The 24,157-nt window shown below is 70.6% G+C and carries 18 protein-coding genes; 12 read left to right on the forward strand and 6 right to left on the reverse strand.

What is annotated here, in order from left to right:
- Nucleotides 1-333: 333 nt before the first annotated feature.
- Nucleotides 334-1,191 (reverse strand): GNAT family N-acetyltransferase, encoded by an 858-nt coding sequence (locus tag ACWDA7_RS24610; RefSeq protein WP_450606365.1) that lies wholly within the window; start codon nucleotides 1,189-1,191, stop codon nucleotides 334-336.
- Between the two features lie 247 nt (nucleotides 1,192-1,438).
- Nucleotides 1,439-2,242 (reverse strand): SDR family NAD(P)-dependent oxidoreductase, encoded by an 804-nt coding sequence (locus ACWDA7_RS24615; protein WP_450606366.1) that lies wholly within the window; start codon nucleotides 2,240-2,242, stop codon nucleotides 1,439-1,441.
- A gap of 816 nt (nucleotides 2,243-3,058) precedes the next feature.
- Here ACWDA7_RS24615 and ACWDA7_RS24620 point away from each other — a divergent pair.
- On the forward strand, nucleotides 3,059-4,471 hold the full coding sequence (locus tag ACWDA7_RS24620) for a hypothetical protein (RefSeq protein WP_450606367.1): 1,413 nt from the start codon (nucleotides 3,059-3,061) through the stop codon (nucleotides 4,469-4,471).
- A 14-nt stretch (nucleotides 4,472-4,485) separates the two neighbouring features.
- Here the strand turns inward: ACWDA7_RS24620 and ACWDA7_RS24625 are convergent, their stop codons facing one another.
- Nucleotides 4,486-6,057 carry a Na+/H+ antiporter gene (locus ACWDA7_RS24625; protein WP_450606368.1) on the reverse strand — a complete coding sequence of 524 codons (1,572 nt, stop codon included), beginning with the start codon at nucleotides 6,055-6,057 and terminating at the stop codon, nucleotides 4,486-4,488.
- 246 nt (nucleotides 6,058-6,303) lie between these two features.
- Between ACWDA7_RS24625 and ACWDA7_RS24630 the strand changes: the two genes are divergently transcribed.
- Together ACWDA7_RS24630 and ACWDA7_RS24635 are read left to right on the forward strand one after the other, a co-directional pair.
- Nucleotides 6,304-8,805, forward strand: a complete 2,502-nt coding sequence (locus tag ACWDA7_RS24630; RefSeq protein ID WP_450606369.1) for an ATP-binding protein — start codon at nucleotides 6,304-6,306, stop codon at nucleotides 8,803-8,805.
- 144 nt (nucleotides 8,806-8,949) lie between these two features.
- Nucleotides 8,950-9,711 (forward strand): helix-turn-helix domain-containing protein, encoded by a 762-nt coding sequence (locus ACWDA7_RS24635; RefSeq protein ID WP_450606370.1) that lies wholly within the window; start codon nucleotides 8,950-8,952, stop codon nucleotides 9,709-9,711.
- 66 nt (nucleotides 9,712-9,777) lie between these two features.
- On the opposite strand, the gene ACWDA7_RS24640 is transcribed toward ACWDA7_RS24635, so the two are convergent.
- On the reverse strand, nucleotides 9,778-10,335 hold the full coding sequence (locus ACWDA7_RS24640) for a hypothetical protein (RefSeq protein ID WP_450606371.1): 558 nt from the start codon (nucleotides 10,333-10,335) through the stop codon (nucleotides 9,778-9,780).
- A 266-nt stretch (nucleotides 10,336-10,601) separates the two neighbouring features.
- On the opposite strand from ACWDA7_RS24640, the gene ACWDA7_RS24645 reads away from it, so the two are divergent.
- From ACWDA7_RS24645 to ACWDA7_RS24675, 7 genes are all read left to right on the forward strand, one after another.
- A complete protein-coding gene (locus ACWDA7_RS24645) occupies nucleotides 10,602-12,443 on the forward strand; it encodes an APC family permease (RefSeq protein ID WP_450606372.1) in 1,842 nt (613 codons plus the stop codon).
- A 255-nt stretch (nucleotides 12,444-12,698) separates the two neighbouring features.
- Entirely contained in the window at nucleotides 12,699-12,788 is a 90-nt protein-coding gene (gene kdpF / locus ACWDA7_RS24650; RefSeq protein WP_016434100.1) for a K(+)-transporting ATPase subunit F, read from the forward strand.
- Nucleotides 12,789-12,796: 8 nt separating this feature from the next.
- A complete protein-coding gene (gene kdpA / locus ACWDA7_RS24655) occupies nucleotides 12,797-14,461 on the forward strand; it encodes a potassium-transporting ATPase subunit KdpA (RefSeq protein WP_450606373.1) in 1,665 nt (554 codons plus the stop codon).
- A complete protein-coding gene (kdpB, locus tag ACWDA7_RS24660; RefSeq protein WP_450606374.1) occupies nucleotides 14,458-16,596 on the forward strand; it encodes a potassium-transporting ATPase subunit KdpB in 2,139 nt (712 codons plus the stop codon). Before kdpA ends, kdpB begins: the two co-directional genes overlap by 4 nt.
- Before the next feature lie 5 nt (nucleotides 16,597-16,601).
- On the forward strand, nucleotides 16,602-17,270 hold the full coding sequence (locus ACWDA7_RS24665) for a potassium-transporting ATPase subunit C (protein WP_450606375.1): 669 nt from the start codon (nucleotides 16,602-16,604) through the stop codon (nucleotides 17,268-17,270).
- A gap of 125 nt (nucleotides 17,271-17,395) precedes the next feature.
- A complete protein-coding gene (locus tag ACWDA7_RS24670; RefSeq protein WP_450606376.1) occupies nucleotides 17,396-18,079 on the forward strand; it encodes a response regulator in 684 nt (227 codons plus the stop codon).
- A 2-nt stretch (nucleotides 18,080-18,081) separates the two neighbouring features.
- Nucleotides 18,082-20,616 (forward strand): ATP-binding protein, encoded by a 2,535-nt coding sequence (locus tag ACWDA7_RS24675; RefSeq protein ID WP_450606377.1) that lies wholly within the window; start codon nucleotides 18,082-18,084, stop codon nucleotides 20,614-20,616.
- A 96-nt stretch (nucleotides 20,617-20,712) separates the two neighbouring features.
- On the opposite strand, the gene ACWDA7_RS24680 is transcribed toward ACWDA7_RS24675, so the two are convergent.
- Nucleotides 20,713-21,279: a universal stress protein gene (locus ACWDA7_RS24680; protein WP_450606378.1), complete on the reverse strand. Its 567-nt coding sequence runs from the start codon at nucleotides 21,277-21,279 to the stop codon at nucleotides 20,713-20,715.
- Between the two features lie 116 nt (nucleotides 21,280-21,395).
- Nucleotides 21,396-21,983 carry a universal stress protein gene (locus ACWDA7_RS24685; RefSeq protein WP_450606379.1) on the reverse strand — a complete coding sequence of 196 codons (588 nt, stop codon included), beginning with the start codon at nucleotides 21,981-21,983 and terminating at the stop codon, nucleotides 21,396-21,398.
- A gap of 328 nt (nucleotides 21,984-22,311) precedes the next feature.
- Here ACWDA7_RS24685 and ACWDA7_RS24690 point away from each other — a divergent pair, with 328 nt between their 5' ends.
- Both ACWDA7_RS24690 and lysA read left to right on the forward strand, forming a co-directional pair.
- Entirely contained in the window at nucleotides 22,312-22,752 is a 441-nt protein-coding gene (locus ACWDA7_RS24690) for an SAV_915 family protein (RefSeq protein WP_359410527.1), read from the forward strand.
- A gap of 14 nt (nucleotides 22,753-22,766) precedes the next feature.
- A complete protein-coding gene (lysA, locus tag ACWDA7_RS24695) occupies nucleotides 22,767-24,098 on the forward strand; it encodes a diaminopimelate decarboxylase (protein ID WP_361004436.1) in 1,332 nt (443 codons plus the stop codon).
- Nucleotides 24,099-24,157 lie beyond the last annotated feature (59 nt).

Genomic DNA, 24,157 nt, shown 5'->3' on the forward strand with positions numbered 1-24,157 from the left:
CCGGTCAGGCACATCACCCGCCACCAGGGCTGGCCCTTGTGCGGTGGCTCGGGCTGGGCGTCGGGGCCCTGCGCGGAGCCCTTGCCCATGTCGGAGAGCCCCTCCAGCATCCACGCCCGCAAGCGGCTCGCAGGTGGGTGTTCGGTGGTGGCCATCGGCAATGCTCTCCTGTGTACGGCTCGGTGCGGGACTGGGCCATCACACGGACGGCCGCACCAGCGTATGCGGAGAGTGACGCCTGGGCCCACGGATGTATGCGGCGGGCGCGTCAAGCTTCCGTTAAGAACGAGGGGTCGGGCATCAATGATGCGTCGAACGGATATCAGGAACGCATCAAAACCCCAGGCCGGATCTCGTACCGTTATGCGGCTCGAGCGGCGGACCGCCCTGCCCGCGGCGAACACGCTGCGTCATGACGCAGGTGGTCTCCCCCGGCTGCGAGTGGGCTTCCCGCCGCGTGATGGACGTACTCGCGCACCAGCCGGAAACCCGCGGTCCAGGCGAGCAGACGGCTGGCCCGGTTGTGGACCGAGCAGTTCCAGCTCGGGATGTGACCGCGTGCGGTGATGTCCGCGCAGGGAGCGCGGACACAGCGAGGCCGAGACCGTGGCGGCGGCGTTGGGGGAGGGTGAAGACGGCCGCATCCTCGTACCTGGTGCCGCGGAAGTGCGTACAGGCCACCGCCAGCAGTCGGCCCGTCGCGTCCACAGCCGTCCAGCCGTGACCGGAGGAGGCGAGGCTCGCCGGGCCGCCCCAGGGGGTGTGGATCCTCTCCGCCTCGGGGCCGAGTGCGGCCAGGGCGTCGGCGTCCCCGCGGCCGAGACGGCGTACGGTCGCGTCCCGCGGGGTGGGGGCGGGCTGCGGATCGGCCTGGAGGGTCCAGACCATGCGTTCCCAGGGCGTGAGGCGGTCGAAGGCCGCCCGCAGGGTGGGCAGGAAGCGGGCCGGGGCGTCGATGTAGCGGTGTGCCAGGGGTGCCGGGGCCTCACGGGTGAGCACGTCCGGCGTCCCGCGGAGCACGGTGAATCCCGCGCAGGACACGGCGATCGCGCGGGGCTGGACCGGCCGGTCCGCCCACCAGTGGCCGATGCCGGTGCTCAGTACGTGTTCGCCGACGACGGTCGGCCCCGGCGAGCCCGCGGGCGGCCAGCGGGTGAGCGGCGGCAGTTGGTCGGGTACGAGTTCGATCATCGACGCCTCCGCGTGAGGACGGTGAAGACGCTTCGATGGCGAAGGAGCTCGGACGGCGAAGACGCTTCGGCGGTGAAAGAGGACGAATGGAGGGGGCGAGCGCTTGTGGCCGGACGCTCGCCCCGCCCTGGGTCGGCGTTACCCCTGGTTGGCCTTGTTGCCGTGGTTCGCCTTCTTCTTGCGGCGGGCCTTCTTCTTCCGGGCTCGCTTGGACATGTGGGTCAACTCCTGTTCTGTGATGTGTTGTTCAAGCGCTGCGGCCGACCAGCAGGTCCGCCAGCTTGTTGAGGCGCTTGACCGTGCGCTCCTCCTGCGCGGCCGGTGCCGGGTCCATGCGCTCGTTGCGGTCGTAGTAGGCACCGTTGACGATCTCCACCGCCGGGTCGCACAGCCGGACCACCGAGGCGGCACCTTCGGCGGGGGCGGCGCCTTCGAGCCCGTACAGCGACAGGAGCGCCGTGTCGCAGACGCCCGGGTGCACGGAGACGGCGGTGACGCGCAGGTCGGCCGCGAAGACGGTGAGCGCCAGCTGGGACTGGGCGTAGGCGGCGAGCCGTGAGTAGCGGCGGGTCCGGTTCGGGTCGGACCACTGGATCGACGCCGTCCGGTGCAGGGAGGACGACACGTTCACGACCCGGCCGCCCGGCTCGCTCGTGAGGGCCGGCTCCAGCAGGCAGGTCAGCAGGTAGTGCGCGAGGAAGTTGACCTGGAAGGCGATCTCGTTGCCGTCCGCGGTGACGGTGTGGCGTTCCGGTGCCGCCATGCCGGCGTTGTTCACCAGCACGTCCAGGTGCGGGTGTTCGCGCACGACGCGGTCGGCCAGCGCCTCGACCTCCTCCAGGCGAGCGAAGTCGGCTGCACAGGCCTTCAGTTGGGCCTCTTCGATCCGGGTCGTGGCGACGAGACGGTCGACGGCCGCCTGTGCCTCCTCGGCGGTGCGACCGTGCATTAGCACGGTGGCGCCGCGCTCGGCGAGCCGGCGGGCGGTCTCCAGCCCGATGCCGGAGGTTGCTCCGGTGATCAGAACGGTACGGGACGAAAGGTCGGACATGGTCCATTCCGGGGATGCGGGCACGCCGGCTCGGCCCGTGCGGGCGGCCGGTGAGGTGCGGATATGAGAAGGGGGCGCCGGACGTAGGTCACGGCGCCCCGAGGGCTACGGACAACGCGTCGGCGTCAGTGGACGACGGCGGACACGGGCGTTTCCGGGCAGCGAGGCGCACGACGGGTCACGCCGGGACTCGGCGGCCGGTCGAAGAGAAGCCATGCGCTGTTCACGCCGTCCATCGAAGTCGTTCCGCAGGTCCAGGACAAGCCCGACACGTGATCCCATACGCCGATCTGACGTGCGCATACGCGATCCTGACGAGGTCGTCCGGCGGGGCGGAGGCGTGGTTCGGTGAAGGCTGGGCTCCCACAAGATCACGATGCCGACCACCTCGATGCCGGCGAACGGCAGGACCGGTCCGCCGACATCCGCGGCCCGGGAAGGCCAAAGGGGAGCCCGACTGTGCAGGGAGCCTGAACTCACCTGCTCAGCACGGTATTTGCGCCTTTCATACGTGGCGTGCGGGCAGCCCGTCAAAGTCCCGTCAAACCGCCTTGATGAAGCGTCAGGGGCGCGTCAACGCGGATCGTCCGTGGGCGGAACCGGTCGCAGACTGAGCGGCAACGGGGGACGGGCGACCGTCCGTGGCCTGACGTGGGAGGGACCGTGACCATCACGGCCGGAACAGCGCATGCTCCGCAAGGGGAAGGCGCGCCACCACGGCAGCCGACGGTCGTCCCGCCCGTGGGGGGGACCGGTTCGCGGCCAAGAGGGGGGCCGCGACCGGGCGGGCGGAGGCCTCGCTTCCGCCGCGAGACCGTGGCCGCGCGGGCCGCTCTGCGCCGCCGCTGCTGGGCCACTCTGCCCGCGCGCCTGCGCTTCCTGCGTGCGGTCACGGTCTCGCTCGCCGCCGCCCTGGCCCTGCTGCTCCTGCTGGCCGGCCTGGCCGTCACCGGCACCTGGGACTCCGTCGCCGGCCGCGACGCGCCCCGCACCACCAGTGCCGCCGACCTGAACCTCGCCCTGAACGACATGGACGCGCAGGCCGCCAACATCCTGCTGTCCAGCGGGGACGCGGGTCGTGGGCGCCTTGTGACGCCGTACGAGAAGGCCATCGGCTTCTACGGGGCCGCGCGCCGCGAGATCGGTCACGACCTGCGCGCCCTGGCCGTCGCAGCCCAGGGCGCCCCGGCCGACGAGCGGACCGTCGAATCGCTGACCGACGACTTCGCCGAGTACCAGGAGCTGATCGGCCGCGCACTGGAGAACGACGCGCGCAGCGGCGGCAAGACGGCCGCACTGGCCGACTACCGCACGGCGACGGATCTGCTCCAGCGGAGCCTGCTGCCGGACGCGCGGCGGCTGGTGGAGTCCAACAACACGGTGTTCAACGGACAGTACGCCCAGGCCCGCTCGACCCTGTCCGCGCAGCTCACCGCCGTGCTGATTCTCGGCGCGCTGCTCCTCGCGGTGCTGGTCGTACTGCAGTGGTATCTGGCCCGCCGCTTCCACCGGATCCTCAACCCCGGTGTGCTCGCCGCCACGGTGTGCACCCTCGTCGCGGTACTCTTCGGAGGACAGATGCTGTCCGCCTCCCTGGACCACCTGCGGGTTGCCCGCCATGACGCCTTCGACTCCGTCGTCGCCCTTTCCCGCGCCCGCGCCATCGCTTACGACGCCAACGCCGACGAGAGCCGCTACCTCCTCGACCCCGGGCGCCGCGACCAGTACGCGCGTTCGTTCCTCGCCAAGTCCCAGCAGCTGTACGGCATCGAGGGCGCCACCCTCGCGACGTACGACGCCGGGTTCGCCGTCGGCTGGAACGCCTACCGCACCGACCACCACGATCTGCGTTTCACCGGCGAGTTCCGGCGCGAACTCGACAACATCACCTTCCCCGGTGAGCGGGCCGCAGCCGAGCGGACCGTCGGCACCTACGCCGTGTACCAGCGCGACGACCGCAGGATTCGCGCCCTGCTGGCGGCCGGCAAGGAGCACGAGGCGGCGGAGTTCTGCATGGGCTGGGAGCCCGGCACGTCCAACGCGCACTTCGGGGAGTGGATGGCCGCGCTGGACCAGGTGACGGACATCAACCGCGCCCACTTCGTGTCCTCGGTACGCGAGGGCCGCTCGGCCGTGAGCGGACTGCTGCCGTGGGCGGGCGGCCTGCTGCTCGCGGCCGCCGCCCTCACCGCCCTCGGACTGCGGCCCCGGCTCGCCGAGTTCCGCTGAGCCCTCCCCGGGTGTCAGACGTCCGCCAGCCTGGCCTCTTCCAGGTCCAAGGAGCGCTGCAGGCGCCTGCGGGTGGTGTCGCTGATCGCGTGCTCGTCGTACAGGCGCTGCAGTTCCGCCGTCTCGACCTCGATGAGGTCGCGGCGCAGCTGGCGGTAGACCAGGTCGGCGGATTCTGCGGGCACCCCGCCGTTGGTGTCCGTGAGGCGGTCGCGGGCGTCGTCGAGGCGGGCGTTCAGAGCCCGGCGGAGCCGGTCGAGGACGACGTCCGGCGCCACCTCCAGCGCGGCCAGCTCGTCCAGGCGGCGGATGCCGGCCCCGGCCAGGCTGCAGCGGGCCGCCGCCTCCTCGCGTTCCGTGTGGTCGGGTTCGAGGGCGATGCCCGAGCGGCGGACGACCGGGGCCAGGGTGAACCCCTGGACGACAAGGGTGACGACCACGACCGACGTCGTCAGGACGAGCACGAGCGGCCGCTGTTGCAGAGTGGCGCCGTGTGCCGTGGCCACCGGGATCGACAGGGCCGCGGCCAGGGGGACGACCCCTCGGGTGCCCGCCCAGGTAAGGACCATCGGCACCCGCCAGTTCATGCGCTGGATCCCGCCCCTGCGCTGCACGACCGCGGACAGGGGCGCCACCCACAGCAGACGCACGGCGATGAGCGTTCCGGCGACGGCCAGCGCGTACAGCGGCCAGGTCCGGTCGCCGTCGGACAGCGCCCGCACCTGTGCGGGCAGCGCCAGGCCTATCAGGCTGAAGACGACGCTCTCGAGCAGGAACACCACCGTGCCGTACACCGCGTGCAGTTGGAGCCTGATACGGGCGTTGGTGAGCCGGTCGCCCCGCCCGCCGAGGACCACCCCGGCGACCACGACGGACGTGACGCCGGACGTGTGCGCGGCCTCCGCGAGGACGTAGGCGGCGTACGGCGTGACCAGGGCGATCACGGTCTCCAGCACCGGGTCCTCGGTGCGCCGCCGGATCAGCGTCACCACTCCGGCCAGCGCGGCACCGATCACCGTGCCGCCGCCGGCGAGCAGCATGAACTCGCCGCCCGCCGCGCCCCAGTCGGCGGCCGCGGACGCCACGGCGACGCTCACCGCGACCCGGAACAGCACCAGCGAGGTCGCGTCGTTGAACAGGCTCTCCGCCTGGACCATGACCTGGACCTTGGGCGGCAGCGCCAGCCGCCGGCCGAGCGCGGTGACCGCCACCGGGTCGGTGCTGGCCAGAACCGCGCCGAGGACGAACGCCATGGGCCAGGGCAGCGGTGTCACCAGCGAGGCCACGGCGGCCACCGCGGCCGCCGAGGCAAGGACAAGTCCGACGGCGAGAATGCCGACCGGCTTCCACACGGCGCGCAACTCGCGCCAGGACATGTCCTCGGCGCTCGCGTACAGCAGTGGCGGCAGCACCACGAGCCCGATGACCTCGGGACTGATCTGGATCTGGGGTGTCCCCGGCAGCAGTGCGACGGCAAGGCCCGCCACCACGAGCAGCGAGGGCGCGGGGATACGCCAACGGCGCGCGAAGGTCGCCACTACGGTAGCCAGTATCACCAGTGAGAGAACTGTCCCTACGCTGCGCATGCCGTCCCCTGGGCTCGAACGGAGCCACCTTGGCTCCTCGCCGACCAGACTTCCCGGCACACCGCGTTCACCCTATCGGTCCAGCACTCGTCAAGACAGTGTCAAGGTCCACGTGGGCGGCGCCAAGGAACCGCTAACGGCCGTGCCGACGGGGTCACGGAACGGCTTCCGTGGGAGCAGTGACTGCGAGAAGTGACCTGTTCCCCGCGTGGGAGTTGAGCCAGTGAGCGGAGCGCCTCGGCTGCGATGAGTGACGTACGGCCCGGACGACTGAAGGTGTACCTCGGGGCCGCCCCGGGAGTGGGTAAGACCTACCGCATGCTCGACGAGGGGCGGCGGCGGGCCGCCCGGGGCGCGGACGTGGTGGTCGGGTTCGCGGAGTGCCATGGCCGTCGGCGTACCGAGGAGATGCTGGAGGGGCTGGAGATCGTGCCCCGGGCGCGGTGCGAGTACCGCGAAGGGGTGTTCCCCGAGATGGACCTGGACGCGGTGCTGGAACGCCGGCCCGATGTCGCCCTGGTCGACGAACTGGCCCACACGAACGTTCCCGGCGGCGGGCGCAACCCCAAGCGCTGGCAGGACATCGAACGGCTGCTGGCGGCCGGGGTCGACGTCATCACCGCCGTCAACATCCAGCACCTGGAGTCCCTGAAGGACGTCGTCGAGAAGATCACCGGGGTGCCGCAGCACGAGACGGTGCCCGACGAGGTGGTACGGCGGGCCAACCAGATCGAGCTGGTGGACATGCCTCCCGAAGGGCTGCGCCGCCGTATGGCGCACGGCAACATCTACGCGCCGGAGAAGATCGACGCCGCCCTCGCCCATTACTTCCGGCCCGGGAATCTGACCGCGCTGCGCCAGCTGGCCCTGCTGTGGGTGGCCGACCGGGTGGACGACGCACTGCAGTCGTACCGCGCCGAACACGCCATCGGCCGGGTGTGGGAGACCCGCGAGCGGGTCGTGGTCGCCCTCACTGGTGGCCCCGAGGGCGACACGCTCATCCGGAGGGCCGCCCGCATCGCCGACCGCTCGGCCGGAGGCGATCTGCTCGCCGTGCACGTGGCCCGCAGCGACGGGCTCGCCGCCGGGGTCTCGCTCGCCTCGCTGGCCCGGCAGCGGCGGCTCGTCGAGGACCTCGGCGGCAGCTACCACTCGATCGTCGGCGACGATGTCGCGGCAGCCCTGGTGGAGTTCGCCCGCGCCGAGAACGCCACCCAGCTGGTCCTCGGCGCCAGCCGTCGCGGGCGTCTGGAGCGGTTCCTGACGGGTCTGGGCACGGGGGAGACCGTGACCGCGCTCAGCGGGGACATCGACGTCCACCAGGTCACTCACGAGCGCGCCGGACGAGGCACCCTCCTGCCGTCGCGTCGCCGCACTCTGTCGACAGGCCGCCTGATCGCCGGGCCGGTGGCCGGCCTGGTGCTGCCGTTGCTGCTCACCGTCGCCCTCGCCCAGGTGCGCGGCGCCCTGAACCTCACCAGCGACGCCCTGCTGTTCCTGCTGGCTGTGGTGGGTGTGGCCTGCATAGGCGGGGTCGCCTCGGCGGTGATCGCCTCCGTGACGGCGTCCCTGCTGCTCAACTACTGGTTCATCCCGCCCATAGGGCAGTTCACCCTCGGCGATCCGAACGCGCTGATCGCACTCGCCGTCTTCGCCGTGGTGGCCGCCGTCGTGGCAGCCGTCGTCGACCGTTCGCTGCGTCTGTCCCGGCGCTCGGCACGCGCCGCTGCCGAGGCGGAGACCATGTCCTCCCTGGCGGGCAGCATCGTGCGCGGTGGCCAGACCATTCCGGCCCTGCTGGAACGCACTCGGGAGACCTTCGGAATGGACTCGGCCGAACTGGTGGACGAACCATCGGATGCCGAGGGCGTCACGGCCGTGCCGGCGGGTCCCGGCGCCTTCCTCGCGCTGCGCGGGCGCACCCTGTCGTCGTCCGAGCGGCGTGTGCTCGCCGCCTTCGCCGCCCATGTGGGATCCGCCGTCGAGCGGGCCCGGCTGGCCGAGGCCGCCGCCGAGGTCGAACCGGTCAAGGCCGCCGACCGGATGCGTACGGCGCTGCTGCGGGCCGTCGGTCACGACCTGCGCACCCCACTCGCGGCGGGCTGGGCCGCCGTCACCTCGCTGCGCAGCCGCGACGTGCAGTTCTCGCCCGAGGACCGGGACGAGCTGCTGGCGACCGCCGACGAGTCCATGGCGAAACTCAACCGGCTGGTGGAGAACCTGCTCGACCTCAGCCGTCTCGAGGCAGGGGCCCTCACTCTGAAACTGCGCGTCACCACGCTGGAAGAGGTGCTGCCGATGGCGATGTCGGACTTCTCCGGGGTGGAGGCGGGGAACCTGGAGGACATCCCGCCGGTGCTGGTGGATCCGCCCCTGCTGGAGCGTGTGATCGCGAACCTGGTGAGCAACGCGGCCCGCCACAACCCGGCCGGTGCAACCGTCCTGGTGACCGCCAGCGCCCTCGCAGGCCGTGTGGAGCTGCGCGTCATCGACCGCGGCCCCGGTCTGCCGCCCACCGGCCGCGACCGGCTCTTCGAGCCCTTCCAGCGCCTCGGCGACACCGACAACACCACCGGCCTCGGCCTCGGCCTCGCGCTCTCCAAGGGCCTGGCCGAGGCGATGAACGGAACCCTCACCCCTGAGGACACCCCCGGCGGCGGTCTGACCATGGTGCTGTCGCTGCCCGTCGCCGAGCCGTCCCAGCAGCCCCACTGGCAGGGCGCGCAGAGCGTGGGTGGCCTGTCATGACAGGCCGGGCCGGCATCCGGGGGCCGCGCGGCACGGGGGTCGGCCGCGGCTCGACGGGATCCTCGCCCACCCGTGAGCGCCTCGCTTCGGCGGCGCCTGCCGCTCGCACCCGGCCTTGACGGGATCTCCCGGCGGAGCGCCTCCATGTCCGCCTGCGCGGAACCGTTCGTGCGGGTCGTGGACCGGCCGACGGCGCCCGCAGGATCTGGCGCGCTGTGCGAGCGGGATGGCGCCTTCTGCCAGTGCGGGGTGCACCGGCCGTCCGTAGCGTTCTCGGTGGCAGCAGCCGGGGTCATCGACCGCGAAGCGACACGGAGAGAAGAGAGTCATGCCTGCAGCACTGGTGACCGGAGCCTCGTCCGGCATGGGCCTGGAGACGGCCAGGAACTCCTCGAGAAGGGGTTCACCGTCTACGCCGTCGCCCGCCGGGTCGAGCGGATGCGGGACCTGGAGCAGCTGGGGGCGGTGACGCTCGGGATGGACATCACCGAGGAGGCGGACGGCGCGGCCGTGGTCGAGCGCCTACGACGATCTCGCGCACAAACTGGCGGTGTCCACCCGGGAGAGCTACCGGCCCGGGCGCAGCACGTCCGCGTCCCGTCTGGCCGATGTGATCGTCGGGTCGATCTGCTGCCGGCCGGCAGTGTGTCGACGGACGCCGTCGCCAGATCGCTGACCGTGAGTACCCGCACCCTGCAACGGCAGCTGAACCTCGAGGGCACCACCTTCCAGACGGTGCTCAACGACACGCGTGAAGCCCTGGCCCGCCACTACCTCGCACACTCCGCGCTGACCGTACGGGAGATCGCCTTCCTGCTCGGATACGAGGACCCGAACTCCTTCTACCGGGCTTTCCACTCCTGGACCGGAAAGACCCCCGCCCAGGCGTACAGCGAGGCGGACTGACCGGGGCGCAGGCCGGCACCCAGGGGGACGGGGGCGTGGCGACCACGCGACGTAAAGCGGGGGCTGCTACTCCAGACCGGACATCTTGAACACGGTCCGGGCGGTCTCGCGCTCGATCCGCTCCTGGACACGACGCAGCGCCGTCGCCCCGCACAACAGGGAGCCGAGGTCCTCGGACTTGCGTACGTCCTCGTGGAGGCGGTACCAGAGGTCCGGATTGTTCACCAGCACCTGGGGGTCCAGCTCGACCCGACTGCCGAGCGCGTCCCGCAGCACGAGCCGCTGGGAGACGCCCTCCTGGGAGCGCAGCGACACCAGCATGTCGGTCCGGACCCGCTGGCTGCCCAGCAGCCCGCGCGCGGCCAGCCACCCCTCGCCCGCGGTCACCCGCCGAGGGAAGAGCACGACGAAGAGCAGCCCCGAGAGCGCGAGCCACAGCGCGGCACGCCACCACGTCGTGTTGCCGGAGCCCCAGTCGATCAGGAGCAGCATGGCGAGGAGCATGGCAGCGCACCGGATCGAGCTGTGCAGGTCTGCGGACCAGCGGCGGTCGGACACCGCGTGGTCGCCCTCCTGCGCGTGCGCGCCGACCGTCGCGTTCGGCGCGTCGTTGCTGCTTCCCATAGCGCCGACGATAGGGACCGCGTGAGCCGCCGCAACGCGCCTTGATACGACTCTGACGGGCCGGGGGCCGTTCTTGATGCGGCGCAAGCGGCGGTCGGTGGTTACCCACGTCACACAGGCGTCAAGGCACCGTCAAGCTCGGCGGGTTGAGCGCGAAGAACGCGCAAGGACCGGCCGGTGGCGGCGTGCGCGGGACACAACCTTGGTGCGTCCGCGTGCGACCGCCCGCGCGCGGATGTCGATCCGGCACGAAGGAGCAATCGCCGATGTCCGTTCTGACCGCCGACCCGGGCGCCGTACCGGCCGACGAGGAACCGCCCGACACCGGCGAGCGCCACCGGCTCACCGCCACGACGGGCCTGGCGGCGCTGTCCCTGGACGCGATGGCATCGGTGGCGTACGGACCCGAGGCGATCGTCCTCGTGCTGGCCGCCGCGGGCGCGCACGGCCTCGGCTTCACGCTTCCCGTCACGCTGGCCATCGCCGGACTGCTGGCCGTACTCGTCGCCTCCTACCGGCAGGTGATCGCGGCCTTCCCGGACGGCGGCGGCTCGTACGCCGTCGCCAAGACGCATCTGGGGGCGCGGACGAGCCTCGTGGCGGCCGCCTCCCTGGTGCTGGACTACGTGCTGAACGTCGCCGTCGCCGTGACGGCCGGCGTGGCCGCCCTGACCTCCGCCTTCCCGGCCCTGTACGACGACCGGCTGTGGCTGTGCCTCGCGGTGCTCGCAGTGATCACGGCGGTGAACCTGCGCGGCATCGTGGAGTCGGCGAAGGCGTTCATCGTGCCGACCGTCGTGTTCGTCGGGTCGATCCTCGTGCTGATCCTGGTCGGTCTGTTCCGGTCCGCGCCGGCGAGCACCTTCTCCGCGGCCGGGCACGCCTCGGTCCTCGCGGACAACGCGTCCACCGTGGGCGCTCTGCTGCTGCTGAAAGCCTTCGCTTCGGGTTGTGCCGCGCTGACCGGCGTCGAGGCCATCGCCAACGCCGTCCCCTCCTTCCGGGTGCCGCGCGTCAAGCGTGCCCAGCGGGCCGAGGTCGCCCTCGGCACCGTGCTCGGCGTGATGCTCATCGGCCTCTCGGTGCTGATCTCCAGATTCCACCTCCAGCCGGTCGAGGGCGTCACCGTCCTCGCCCAGCTCGCCGACGCCTCGTTCGGCCACAACTGGGCGTTCTACGTCATCCAGTTCGCCACGATGATCCTGCTGGCCCTGTCCGCCAACACCTCCTTCGGCGGCCTTCCCGTTCTGCTGAAGCTGCTGGCCCGTGACAACTACCTGCCACACGTCTTCGCCCTGAAAGCCGAGCGGCAGGTGCACCGCCACGGCGTGCTCGCCCTCGCCCTTGTCTCCGCCGGGCTGCTGGTGTTCTCGGGCGGTGACACCAACACCCTGGTGCCCCTCTTCGCCATCGGCGTGTTCATCGGCTTCACCATCGCCCAGGTCGGCATGGTCCGGCACTGGCGAGGGGAGCGGGGGCCGGGATGGCTCGGAAAGGCGTTGCTCAACGGATTCGGCGCCCTGCTGACCGGCGTCGCCGGCGTGGTCGTCACGGCGAGCAAGTTCGCCGACGGCGCCTGGCTGATCGTGATCGCTCTGCCTCTGCTGGTGCTCGCCTTCGAGACGGTGCACCGCGCCTACACCCGGATCGGTGAGCGTCTTGGCCTTGGCCGCATCCCCGAGACCCCGCACCGGGACCGCTCGGTCGTGGTCGTGCCCGTCTCCTCGCTGTCCCGTCTGACCTCGGAGGCCCTGACAGCCGCCGCCTCGCTCGGCGACGAGGTCCGCGCGGTCACCGTCTGCCATCCCGACCCGGAGGACCGCGCCCAGATGCACGCCCTGGAGCGTGCCTGGGCCGAGTGGGACCCCGGCGTGCCGCTGGTCCGGCTGACCAGCGAGCGCCGTTCCCTCGGCCGACCCATCGCCGCCTACGTCCGTGAGGTCTGCGCGACCGAGCCGGCCACTCGAGTGACCGTCCTGATCCCGGAGACGGAGCCGGACCGGCTGTGGCAGCGCCTGCTGCAGAACCAGCGGGGGGCCGTGGTGGCGAACGCGGTGCGACGGGAGACCGACGCGGTCATCTGCAGGCTGCGTTTCCGGCTGTTCTGACGAATTTCCGACCGGGACGGCGCCGCCTCCCCGCAGGTCACGGCGGGCGCCGTAAGAGTCCCGTCAAAGGCGCGCAGAGGGCCGTAAGGGACCCGTCAACGGAAGTCGAAACCGGCCAGGAGGGCTGTTTCTCTTAACCGTCCTTGTCCAACGAACCTCAACCCAGGAGTTCACGATGGCCGATCTGGCCTTCGTCGTCACCACGATCGCGTGCTTCGCGCTGGTGATCTTCGTCGCCAAGGGGGTGACGAAGCTGTGACCGCCGAGAACATCGTCGGCCTGGTCGTGGCCGTCGCCCTGCTGGGCTATCTCGTCCTCGCCCTGATCTTCCCGGAGAGGTTCTGAGAAACGACATGGGTCCCGTACTTGCAGGCGTGCTCCAGCTGCTCGCCCTGATCGCCGCACTGGCGCTCTGCTACGTCCCCCTCGGCAACTACATGGCCAAGGTCTACTCCTCCGACAAGCACTGGCGCGTCGAGAAGTGGATCTACAAGGGCATCGGTGCCAACCCCAACACGGAGATGCGCTGGCCCGCGTACCTGCGCGGTGTGCTCGCCTTCTCCGCGGTCAGCATCCTCTTCCTCTACCTGCTGCAGCGGCTCCAGGGTGTCCTGCCCGGTTCGCTCGGCTTCCAGGCCATCGACCCGGACCAGGCGTTCAACACCGCCGTGTCCTTCGTGAGCAACACGAACTGGCAGTCGTACTACGGCGAGCAGGCCATGGGCCACGTCGTGCAGACCGCCGGTCTGGCCGTCCAGAACTTCGTCTCCGCGGCCGTCGGCATCGCCGTCGCCGTCGCGCTGGTGCGTGGCTTCGCGCGCTCGCGCACGGGTGAGCTGGGCAACTTCTGGGCCGACCTGGTCCGCGGCACCATCCGCATTCTCGTACCGCTGGCCGTGGTCGCCGCGGTCATCCTGGTCGCCTGCGGTGCCATCCAGAACTTCGCCGGCATCCACGAGGTCGGCCAGTTCACGGGCGGCTCCCAGCAGTGGAACGGCGGCGCGGTCGCCTCGCAGGAGGCCATCAAGGAGCTGGGCACCAACGGCGGCGGTTACTTCAACGCCAACAGTGCCCACCCGTTCGAGAACCCGACGCCCTTCAGCAACCTCTTCGAGATCTTCCTGCTGACGGTGATCCCGTTCGCGCTGACCCGCACGTTCGGCATCATGGTCGGCTCGGTCAAGCAGGGCTACGCGATCCTCGCGGCCATGGGCACCATCTTCGTGGGCTTCACCGCGCTGATGATGTGGACCGAGTTCGCGCACCACGGCCCGGCCTTCCAGATCGCCGGCGGGGCGATGGAGGGCAAGGAGGTCCGGGTCGGCGTAGGCGGCTCGTCGATCTTCGCCGTGGCGACCACCCTCACCTCGACCGGTGCGGTGGACTCGTTCCACTCCTCGTTCACCGGCCTCGGCGGCGGCATCACCATGCTCAGCATGATGCTGGGCGAGATCGCCCCCGGTGGGACGGGCTCCGGTCTGTACGGCATCCTGATCTTGGCGATCATCGCGGTGTTCATCGCCGGTCTGATGGTCGGCCGTACGCCCGAGTACCTGGGCAAGAAGATCGGCTCCCGCGAGATCAAGCTTGCGGCCATATACATCCTGATCACCCCGGCGCTGGTCCTGGTGTTCACCGCGTTCGCGATGGCCCTGCCGACCCCGGCGCACTCGATGACGAACAGCGGGGCGCACGGATTCGGCGAGATCCTGTACGCCTACACGTCCGCCGCCAACAACAACGGCTCGGCCTTCGCCGGTCTGAACGCGGACACCCAGTGGTTCAACAGCACCCTGGGTCTGGCGATGTTGTTCGGCCGCTTCCTGCCGATGGTGTTCGTCCTGGCGCTGGCCGGCTCGCTGGCCGAGCAGAAGCCGGTCCCGGTCACCGCGGGCACCCTGCGCACCGAGAAGCCGCTGTTCACCGGTCTGCTGGTGGGCGCGATCCTGATCATCACCGGTCTGACGTACTTCCCGGCGCTGGCGCTGGGTCCGCTGGCCGAGGGGCTGGCGTCATGACCACTCGCATAGAGAAGCAAGAGGACACAGTGTCCACAGCCACTCCGACCCGGGCGCCGCACAGCGACGTACCCACCGGGCGCAAGACCGCCGAGGGCCGTGTCGGCGCGGGCCTCTTCGACCCGAAGCAGCTCCTCAAGTCGCTGCCGGAGGCCCTCCGCAAGCTTGACCCGCGGGTGATGATCAAGTCCCCCGTGATGTTCGTGGTGTGGGTCGGCTCCATCCTGACCACGGTGTTCTCCTTCAAGGATCCGGGCGACTGGTTCGGCTGGGCGATCAGCGCCTGGCTGTGGCTGACCGTCATCTTCGCCAACCTCGCGGAGGCCGTCGCCGAGGGCCGCGGCAAGGCGCAGGCCGACACCCTGCGCAAGGCCAAGACCGACACAGTGGCGCGCCGGCTGCTGCAGGACGGCAAGACCGAGGAGCGGGTGCCCGGTACCGACCTCAAGATCGGTGACCTGGTCGTCTGCGAGGCCGGAGACATCATTCCCGGTGACGGTGACGTCATCGAGGGTGTCGCGTCCGTCGACGAGTCGGCGATCACCGGTGAGTCGGCGCCCGTCATCCGTGAGTCCGGCGGTGACCGCTCCGCGGTGACCGGCGGTACGAAGGTGCTGTCCGACCGCATCGTCATCAAGATCACGACGAAGCCGGGCGAGACCTTCATCGACCGGATGATCAGCCTCGTGGAAGGCGCCTCCCGGCAGAAGACGCCGAACGAGATCGCGCTGAACATCCTCCTGGCATCGCTGACGATCGTCTTCCTGCTGGCGTGTGCCACGCTGCCGCCGTTGGCGAACTACGCGGGCACGCACCTGACGATGGTCGTGCTGGTGGCCCTGCTGGTCTGTCTCATCCCGACCACGATCGGCGCCCTGCTGTCAGCGATCGGTATCGCGGGCATGGACCGCCTGGTCCAGCGCAACGTCCTCGCGATGTCGGGCCGTGCGGTCGAGGCCGCCGGTGACGTCTCCACGCTGCTGCTCGACAAGACGGGCACCATCACGCTCGGTAACCGCCAGGCCGCCGAGTTCCTCCCCGTCAAGGGCACCACCGAGGCCGAGGTCGCGGACGCCGCCCAGCTCTCCTCGCTGGCCGACGAGACCCCCGAGGGCCGCTCCATCGTCGTCCTGGCGAAGGAGAAGTACGGCCTGCGCGAGCGTCACCAGGGCGAGTTGGCGCAGGCCGACTGGATTGCCTTCACCGCCCAGACCCGTATGTCGGGTGTGGACGTCGACGGCAGGAAGATCCGCAAGGGCGCGGCCGGTTCGGTCATCGCCTGGGTGCAGGAGCAGGGCGGCACGGTCGCCGAGGACGCGGACACGATCGCCAACCGCATCTCCGAGTCGGGCGGCACTCCGCTGCTGGTCGCCGTCAAGGACGACCAGGGTGCTCGGGTGCTGGGCGTGATCTACCTCAAGGACGTCGTCAAGGAGGGCATGCGGGAACGGTTCGACGAGCTGCGCCGCATGGGCATCAAGACCGTCATGATCACGGGTGACAACCCGCTGACCGCCAAGGCGATCGCCGAGGAGGCGGGCGTCGACGACTTCCTCGCGGAGGCGACTCCCGAGGACAAGATGGCGCTGATCAAGCGGGAGCAGGCGGGCGGCAAGCTCGTCGCGATGACCGGTGACGGCACCAACGACGCCCCGGCCCTGGCGCAGGCGGACGTCGGCGTGGCGATGAACACGGGTACGTCGGCCGCCAAGGAAGCCGGCAACATGGTCGACCTTGACTCCAACCCGACCAAGCTCATCGAGATCGTGGAGATCGGCAAGCAGTTGCTGATCACCCGCGGTGCTCTGACGACGTTCTCCATCGCCAACGACGTCGCGAAGTACTTCGCAATCATCCCGGCGCTGTTCGCGGCGGTCTACCCGGGCCTGGACAAGCTGAACATCATGCAGCTGTCCTCCCCCGACTCGGCAATCCTGTCCGCGGTCATCTTCAACGCGCTGATCATCATCGCGCTGGTGCCGCTCTCCCTCAGGGGCGTGCAGTACCGGCCGGTTGGCGCCGACAAGATGCTGCGCCGCAATCTCGGGATCTACGGTATCGGCGGCCTGATCGCCCCCTTCATCGGCATCAAGATCATCGACATGATCATCTCTCTCATCCCCGGAATCGGCTGATCGCGATGAACAACTCCGTTTCGAACACCGCCCGGTTGCTCGGGGCGGGCCTGCGCGCCCTCCTCGTGCTGACCCTGGTGACCGGCGTCATCTACCCGCTGGTCGTCACCGGCATCGCCCAGGGGCTGTTCAGCAACAAGGCGAACGGTTCCGAGATCAAGGCGGACGGCAAGGTCGTCGGCTCCTCGCTGATCGGTCAGGCCTACAACCTGCCGTTGAAGAAGGGGCAGGAGACCCCGGACCCCGACCTGAAGTGGTTCCAGGGCCGTCCGCAGAACGGCCTCGGCGCCAACAGCGTCAACACCCAGTACAAGCTGATCCTGTCCGGCGCCACCAACCGTTCCGGTGACAACGCCGACCTGATCAAGTGGGTCAAGGACGCCAAGGCCGCGGTCGTCAAGGACAACTCCGTCGGCGGGTACACCGTCAAGCCGTCCGACGTCCCCGCCGACGCGGTGACGTCCTCCGGCTCCGGCCTGGACCCGGAGATCTCCCCGCAGTACGCGGAGATCCAGGTCCACCGGGTCGCCGAGAAGAACGGTCTGCCCGTCGCCCAGGTGGAGAAGCTGGTCAAGGACCACACCACCGGCCGTACCCTCGGCTTCATCGGTGAGCCCCGGGTGAACGTCCTCGAGCTCAACATCGCGCTCAAGGGTCTCGTGTCCAAGAGCTGATGGCGTTACGGCCCCAGCGGGAGTCGGCGGTCCGGGAGGCATCCCGGCGCCGACTCCCGCAGCCATGACGCCGGTTGTGCACAGCCGGCGCCCATGGCCCCACGCACGACACGAAAGGCGCAGCCATGACCCGGGTGCTGGTGGTGGAAGACGACCCGCAACTCGTACGGGCCCTTGTGATCAACATGCAGGCGCGCCGGTACGAGGTGGACGCGGCGCCCGACGGCGCGACGGCTCTGCGTCTGGCGGCCGCACACCAGCCCGATGTGGTGCTACTGGACCTCGGTCTGCCCGACATGGACGGTGTGGACGTGATCAAGGCGCTGCGCGCCTGGACCCGCGTGCCGGTCCTCGTGCTGTCGGCCCGTCAGGCGTCCGACGAGAAGGTCGCCGCGCTGGACGCCGGGGCCGACGACTACGTCACCAAGCCGTTCAGCATGGACGAACTGATGGCCCGGCTGCGGGCCGCCGTCCGCCGGACGGAGGACGTGCCGCTCACGCCCGGGACGACACGGGTGGAGACGGACGACTTCACCATCGACCTCCTCGCCAAGAGGATCGCCAGGAGCGGACGGGACGTGCGGCTGACCCCGACCGAGTGGCACCTGCTGGAGATCCTGGTCACCAACCCCGGCCGGCTTGTCACACAGAAGTACCTGCTCCAGGAGGTCTGGGGGGTCTCCCAGAGCAACAAGACCAACTACCTGCGGGTCTACATGGCCCAACTGCGCCGCAAACTGGAATCCGACCCCTCGCACCCCCGCTACCTCATCACCGAACCCGGCATGGGTTACCGCTTCGAAGGATGAACATGGCACGCGGCAAGCTTCGGATCTACCTCGGTGCGGCACCGGGTGTCGGCAAGACCTACTCGATGCTGTCCGAGGCACACCGGCGCGTGGAACGCGGCACCGACTGCGTGGTCGCGTTCGTCGAGCACCACAACCGGCCCCGTACCGAGGTGATGCTGCACGGACTGGAGCAGATACCGCGCAAGGAGCTGGAGTACCGGGGCACCACCTTCACCGAGATGGACATCGACGCCGTTCTGGCGCGCAGGCCTCAGGTGGCGCTGGTCGACGAACTGCCCCACACGAACATCCCCGGGTCGCGCAACGCCAAGCGGTGGCAGGACGTCGAGGAGTTGCTGGCCGCCGGGATCGATGTGGTCTCGACCGTCAACATCCAGCACCTCGAATCCCTCGGCGACGTCGTCGAGTCGATCACCGGCATTCGGCAGCAGGAGACGGTGCCGGACGAAGTGGTGCGGCGGGCGGACCAGATCGAGCTGGTCGACATGTCGCCCCAGGCGCTGCGCCGCCGGATGGCGCACGGCAACATCTACAAGCCGGACAAGGTCGACGCGGCCCTGTCCAACTACTTCCGGCCCGGAAACCTCACCGCACTGCGCGAGTTGGCTCTGCTGTGGGTCGCGGACCGGGTCGACGAGTACCTGAACGAGTACCGCAGCGAGCACCAGGTGTCGGAGATCTGGGGTTCGCGCGAGCGGATCGTGGTCGGCCTCACCGGCGGTCCCGAAGGACGGACCCTGATCCGCCGCGCCGCGCGGCTCGCGGAGAAGGGCGCAGGCGGCGAGGTGCTGGCCGTCTACATCTCCCGCAGCGACGGCCTCACTTCGGCCTCACCCAAGGAACTCGCCGTTCAGCGCACCCTGGTCGAGGACCTGGGCGGCACCTTCCACCATGTCGTCGGGGACGATGTCCCGGCGTCGCTGCTGGACTTCGCACGCGGTGTCAACGCCACCCAGATCGTGCTGGGCGTCTCGCGCCGCAAGGCCTGGCAGTACATCTACGGGCCGGGCGTCGGCGCGACGGTGGCCCGGGAGTCCGGCCCCGACCTCGACGTCCACCTGATCACGCACGCCGAGGTGGGCAAGGGACGCGGACTGCCGGCACCCCGTGTCGCGCGGCTCGGACGGGTGCGCATCATCTGGGGCTGGCTGGTGGGCGTGCTCGGGCCCGCTCTCCTCACCTTCCTGCTGACCAGCGTCTCGCCCGAAGTCGGCCTCGCCAACGACATGTTGTTGTTCCTGTCACTGACGGTGGCGGCGGCACTGCTCGGCGGGCTGGTGCCCTCCCTCGCCTCCGCGGTGGTGGGCTCGCTGCTGCTGAACTGGTTCTTCACCCCTCCCGTCCACACCTTGACCATCGCCGACCCGAAGAACATCGTGGCCATCGCGATCTTCGTCGGCGTCGCCCTGTCAGTGGCCTCGGTGGTGGACCTGGCGGCCCGGCGCACCCAGCAGGCGGCCCGGTTGCGCGCCGAGTCGGAGATCCTCTCGTTCCTCGCGGGGAACGTGCTGCGGGGTGAGACCAGCCTGGAAGCCGTGCTGGAACGGGTGCGCGAGACCTTCGGCATGGAGTCGGTGGCGCTGCTGGAGCGGGCGAGCGATGTGGCGCCGTGGACCTGCGCGGGCAGTGTGGGGCCGCGGCCTTCGCCGTGCCCCGAGGAAGCCGATGTGGACATGCCCGTGGGGGATCACATGGCGCTCGCCCTGACGGGCCGTGTGCTGCCCGCCGAGGACCGCCGGGTGCTGGCCGCCTTCGCGGCCCAGGCCGCCGTCGTCCTGGACCGGCGACGCCTGCGGGAGGAGGCCGACCAGGCCCGGACCCTCGCCGAGGGCAACCGGATCCGCACCGCACTGCTGGCGGCGGTCAGCCACGACCTGCGCACCCCGCTGGCGGGCATCAAGGCCTCGGTCACCTCGCTGCGTTCGGATGACATCGAGTGGTCCGAACAGGACCGCGCGGATCTCCTGGAGGCGATCGAGGAAGGCGCCGACCGCCTCGACCACGTGGTCGGCAACCTCCTCGACATGTCGCGCCTGCAGACCGGCATCGTCACCCCGATCATCCGTGAGGTGGATCTGGACGAGGTCGTTCCGATCGCGCTGGGCGGCGTACCGGACGCGAGCGTCGAGATGGACATCCCGGAGACCCTCCCGATGGTCTCGGTGGACAAGGGACTGCTGGAGCGGGTGGTCGCCAACCTCGTGGAGAACGCCGTCAAGTACAGCCCGCAGGGCGAACCCGTGCTGGTGTCCGCGAGCGCCCTCGGCAGCCGTGTGGAACTGCGCGTCGTCGACCGGGGCCCGGGAGTACCGGACGAGGCCAAGGAGCGCATCTTCGAGCCCTTCCAGCGCTACGGCGACGCGCCGCGCGGCGCCGGCGTGGGACTCGGCCTCGCGGTTGCCCGCGGCTTCGCCGAAGCCGTCGGCGGCACGCTCGCCGCCGAGGACACCCCGGGCGGCGGTCTGACGATGGTGCTCACCCTGCCGGTGGCGGAACAGCGGGCGCCGCAGCCCTCTGCGCCCGCTACGACGTAGGCCACCGGGGCGAGTTGTGACCACGGCGGCATCTCATCGACCGACCACCCGCCGACCGGGTCGTCGGCCGATGACATGCCGCCAGTGCGCCGCGGGCTACGCCCCGGGCGCGTTCTCCCGCTTCAGCCGTCCGACGTCCAGGCGCAGTCGCCAGATCCTTCTGCGGCGTGTCGCGGCCAGCACGGCTTCGAGCGCGGACGGCGGTACCGCGAGGACGGGGCAGACGGCGTGGTCGACGCAGTAGCGGCTCACGGAGCGGGAGAAGAGACGACGCAGGCGGCCTCGCCGCCCGGCTCCGACGACCAGGAGGTCGTCCTCCCGGTCGGCGGTCTCGACCAGAACGCGGCCGGCCGGACCCCGGCCGACCGCGAGATGGACGGGCACCCCCGGACCGCCGTCACCGAAGAGCCGGTCGACCACGTCGAGCAACTCCACGATGGCGCGCCGCTCACGCTGTTCGACCAGCAGAGGCGGGGCGGAGGAGCGCCCTGCCGTGACGTCGCCACCGGGCACGTCCCAAGCGGCCAGCGCCCACAGTTCGGCGTCCGTGCGCTGTGCCTCCCGGGCCGCCCGGCGCAGCGCGGCGATGCTGCCCGGCGAACCGCTCACGCCGACAACCACCCGGGGACGCCCGGAAGCCGGTGGAGTGGCCGAATCGTTCATGGCTCCTGTCGTCTTCTCGCACGGTACGAAGGACCGGCATACCTCGCAGGTACGCTCCGGTGAACGCGTGGTGGGGCATGAGGGGCTTCACACCGAGCACGGGCCGGCGGAAGGGCTCAGGCGTCCGACAGCCCGGAACGGCCCGGCGCCACCCGGGACGCCTCACTTTCCAGACGGCCGGTGTCGAGGCCGAGTCCCAGGACGTTGCGGCGGTGCGCCACCATGAGTTCGGCCTCCAGAGGCGAGGGCGGCACCGCGAAGACCGGGCACGTGGCGTGGGCCAGGCAGTAGTGGCTCACAGAGCGCGAGCACGCCCGGTGCCAGAGGCTGCGGCGTCCGGCACCGACGACGAGCACGTCACTCTCGCGATCGGCGATCTCCACCAGCGCCACGCCGGGGGCGCCCCGCGCGACCAGGGCTCGCATCGCGACGCCGGGTCCTGCGTCGCCGAAGACGTCATCGAGGGCGCTGAGCAGCCTCTGCCGGGCCAGGTCCTGCCATGCCTCGACCATCACGGTCGCGCCGGGGCCGCGACGGGCGGCCATGTCCCCTCCGGGCGGCTCCCAGGCCAGCACCGGCCACAGCTCGGCGCCTTGGCACCGTGCCTCCGCGGCGGCCCGGCGCAGGGCGGTGAGACTGCCCAGCGAGCCGCTCACTCCCACCAGAACCCGGGCAGCGGTCGAGGGGGCGCCGGTATCGGACATGACTCCACCGTTTCTTCGCACGCGCCCGCGGGGTGTTCCGTGGGCAGCCCTTCGAAGGGGGCTGCCTTCATCTCATCCCTGCTGGGGAGCCTGCCAACAGCCAGTGCACCCTTTCTTGGCGCTCCTCTGACGGGCATTCCCAAGTCCGACCGGACCTCGTATCAGCATTGCGTCAGCGTCGCCCCGATCGCCGTCAGCATCGCGTCATGAGACATCCGGACCTCCAGGGGACCGGGCATAGCGTCAGCGACACGCCCCGGTCGCCTCCTCGCGTTCGGGGCACACCCCCCATCTCGTGACTCACATCGGATCCTCCAGGAGGCATCCCATGGCAGACATCCTGTGCGGCGACGACCCGGAGCCTTCTGATCGGTTCCCGGCCGGACCATTGTTCGTACCGGTCCGGCCGGGTTCGTCGGGCTGTGCGGCCCGTCTCTTCCGCACCCCCCTCGGCGAGCGTACGGCCGTCGGCTTCACCTCCGAGGAGCGTCTGACCGCGACGCTCGGCCCCGACCAGGCCTGGATCAGGCTGGCCGAGCCCGCGCTGCGCGCGCTGGCCGCACCGCTCGGCGTCTCCACCGTCACGGTGGACCCCCAGTTCTCGGCGCCGGCTCCCGCGCCGACCCGCACCGGTGACCTGCCCCGCGTTCCGGAGAAGCCGCCCGTGCGCCGCTCGCGCACAAGTACTTGGGATCCGCAGGCCGTCGGGGTGCTGCGAGTGACCGGGGCCGCCGCGTTCGTCTCGGCCCTGGCGTTGTGGATCGGCTGAAAGAGGTAGGCAAGATGACCACCGTCCACGAACCCACCGTCACCACCACCGGCGAGCTGTCGGTGTGGCCCGCCTCGACGACCGAGCAGCACCGCGGGGACCTCGCGGTGGGCGGAGTACCCCTGGCCGAGGTGGCGGACCGCTTCGGCACCCCGGTCTACGTCCTTGACGAGGCCGAGGTGCGCGACCGCTGCCGTACCTACCGGCACGCCTTCCCGGACGCCGAAGTCCTGTACGCGGCCAAGGCGTTCATGTGCCGAGCCATGGTCCACTGGATGGACGAGGAGGGCCTCGGCCTCGACGTGTGCTCGGCCGGAGAGCTGGAACTCGCCGTCACCACGGGCTTTCCGCCCGAGCGGATCGTGCTGCACGGCAACGCGAAGTCCCCGCGTGATCTGGAGACCGCGCTGCGCCTCGGCGTCGGGCGCATCGTCATCGACAGCCCGTCGGAGATCGCGCGGCTGGCCGCGGCCGTGGGCCCCGGCGGACGCCAGAAGGTGATGGTCCGCGTGGTGCCCGGCATCAGCGCCGGCGGTCACGACAAGATCCGTACCGGCACGGACGACCAGAAGTTCGGGCTGTCCATCGCCGACGGCTACGCCCAGCACGCCATCGCCCGGATACTCGACCAGCCGCAGCTCGAACTCACCGGTCTGCACTGCCACCTGGGATCGCAGATCACCAGTGTCAAGCCGTATCTGCTCGCGGTGCGCCGCATGGTCGGACTCATGGCCCGGCTGCACGAGCAGCACGGAGTGGTGCTTCCGGAGCTCGATCTGGGCGGCGGGCACGGTATCGCCTACCGCCCCGGTGAGGAGGCCCTGGACCTCACCACGCTGGCCCGCAAGGTTCGCGCGGAACTGACCGAGGCCTGCGCCGCGGCAGGGCTTCCGGTGCCCCGCCTCATCATCGAACCGGGCCGCGCCATCGCGGGTCCGGCGGGCGTCGCCCTGTACCACGTGCTGGCCGTCAAACGCACCGGCGCCCACACGTTCGTGGCGGTGGACGGCGGCATGAGCGACAACCCGCGGCCCGCGCTGTACGGCGTGCGCTACGCGCCCCGGCTCGTGGGCCGGCACAGCACCGCGCCCACGGCCTCGGTGACCGTGGTGGGCCGCCACTGCGAGGCGGGCGACGTGCTCGCCTCGGACGTCGAACTGCCCGACGACATCCACCCGGGCGACCTGCTGGCCGTCCCGGTCGCAGGCGCCTACCACCTGTCGATGGCCTCCGGCTACAACATGGTCGGCCGGCCGCCACTGGTCGCCGTCCGCGACGGTCAGGCGCGCCTCCTGGTCCGTCGCGAGTCGCTGGACGACATCCGCAGCCGGGACGTCGGGCTCTAGCCCGCCGTCTCTCAGAACCACCTCCGGGCGAGTCGACGGCCCGGCCCTCGCCCGGAGGT

The organism is Streptomyces sp. NPDC001156 (genome assembly GCF_053598275.1).

What these genes read in the sequence shown, in the direction of transcription:
- ACWDA7_RS24630 (WP_450606369.1), top strand. Translation starts at nt 6,304, where the DNA reads ATGAGTGACGTACGGCCCGGACGACTGAAGGTGTACCTCGGGGCCGCC.
- ACWDA7_RS24615 (WP_450606366.1), bottom strand. Translation starts at nt 2,242, where the DNA reads ATGTCCGACCTTTCGTCCCGTACCGTTCTGATCACCGGAGCAACCTCC.
- ACWDA7_RS24610 (WP_450606365.1), bottom strand. Translation starts at nt 1,191, where the DNA reads ATGATCGAACTCGTACCCGACCAACTGCCGCCGCTCACCCGCTGGCCG.
- ACWDA7_RS24640 (WP_450606371.1), bottom strand. Translation starts at nt 10,335, where the DNA reads ATGGGAAGCAGCAACGACGCGCCGAACGCGACGGTCGGCGCGCACGCG.
- lysA (WP_361004436.1), top strand. Translation starts at nt 22,767, where the DNA reads ATGACCACCGTCCACGAACCCACCGTCACCACCACCGGCGAGCTGTCG.
- kdpB (WP_450606374.1), top strand. Translation starts at nt 14,458, where the DNA reads ATGACCACTCGCATAGAGAAGCAAGAGGACACAGTGTCCACAGCCACT.
- ACWDA7_RS24690 (WP_359410527.1), top strand. Translation starts at nt 22,312, where the DNA reads ATGGCAGACATCCTGTGCGGCGACGACCCGGAGCCTTCTGATCGGTTC.
- ACWDA7_RS24670 (WP_450606376.1), top strand. Translation starts at nt 17,396, where the DNA reads ATGACCCGGGTGCTGGTGGTGGAAGACGACCCGCAACTCGTACGGGCC.
- ACWDA7_RS24635 (WP_450606370.1), top strand. Translation starts at nt 8,950, where the DNA reads ATGTCCGCCTGCGCGGAACCGTTCGTGCGGGTCGTGGACCGGCCGACG.
- ACWDA7_RS24680 (WP_450606378.1), bottom strand. Translation starts at nt 21,279, where the DNA reads ATGAACGATTCGGCCACTCCACCGGCTTCCGGGCGTCCCCGGGTGGTT.
- ACWDA7_RS24675 (WP_450606377.1), top strand. Translation starts at nt 18,082, where the DNA reads ATGGCACGCGGCAAGCTTCGGATCTACCTCGGTGCGGCACCGGGTGTC.
- ACWDA7_RS24645 (WP_450606372.1), top strand. Translation starts at nt 10,602, where the DNA reads ATGTCCGTTCTGACCGCCGACCCGGGCGCCGTACCGGCCGACGAGGAA.
- ACWDA7_RS24685 (WP_450606379.1), bottom strand. Translation starts at nt 21,983, where the DNA reads ATGTCCGATACCGGCGCCCCCTCGACCGCTGCCCGGGTTCTGGTGGGA.
- ACWDA7_RS24625 (WP_450606368.1), bottom strand. Translation starts at nt 6,057, where the DNA reads ATGCGCAGCGTAGGGACAGTTCTCTCACTGGTGATACTGGCTACCGTA.
- kdpA (WP_450606373.1), top strand. Translation starts at nt 12,797, where the DNA reads ATGGGTCCCGTACTTGCAGGCGTGCTCCAGCTGCTCGCCCTGATCGCC.
- ACWDA7_RS24665 (WP_450606375.1), top strand. Translation starts at nt 16,602, where the DNA reads ATGAACAACTCCGTTTCGAACACCGCCCGGTTGCTCGGGGCGGGCCTG.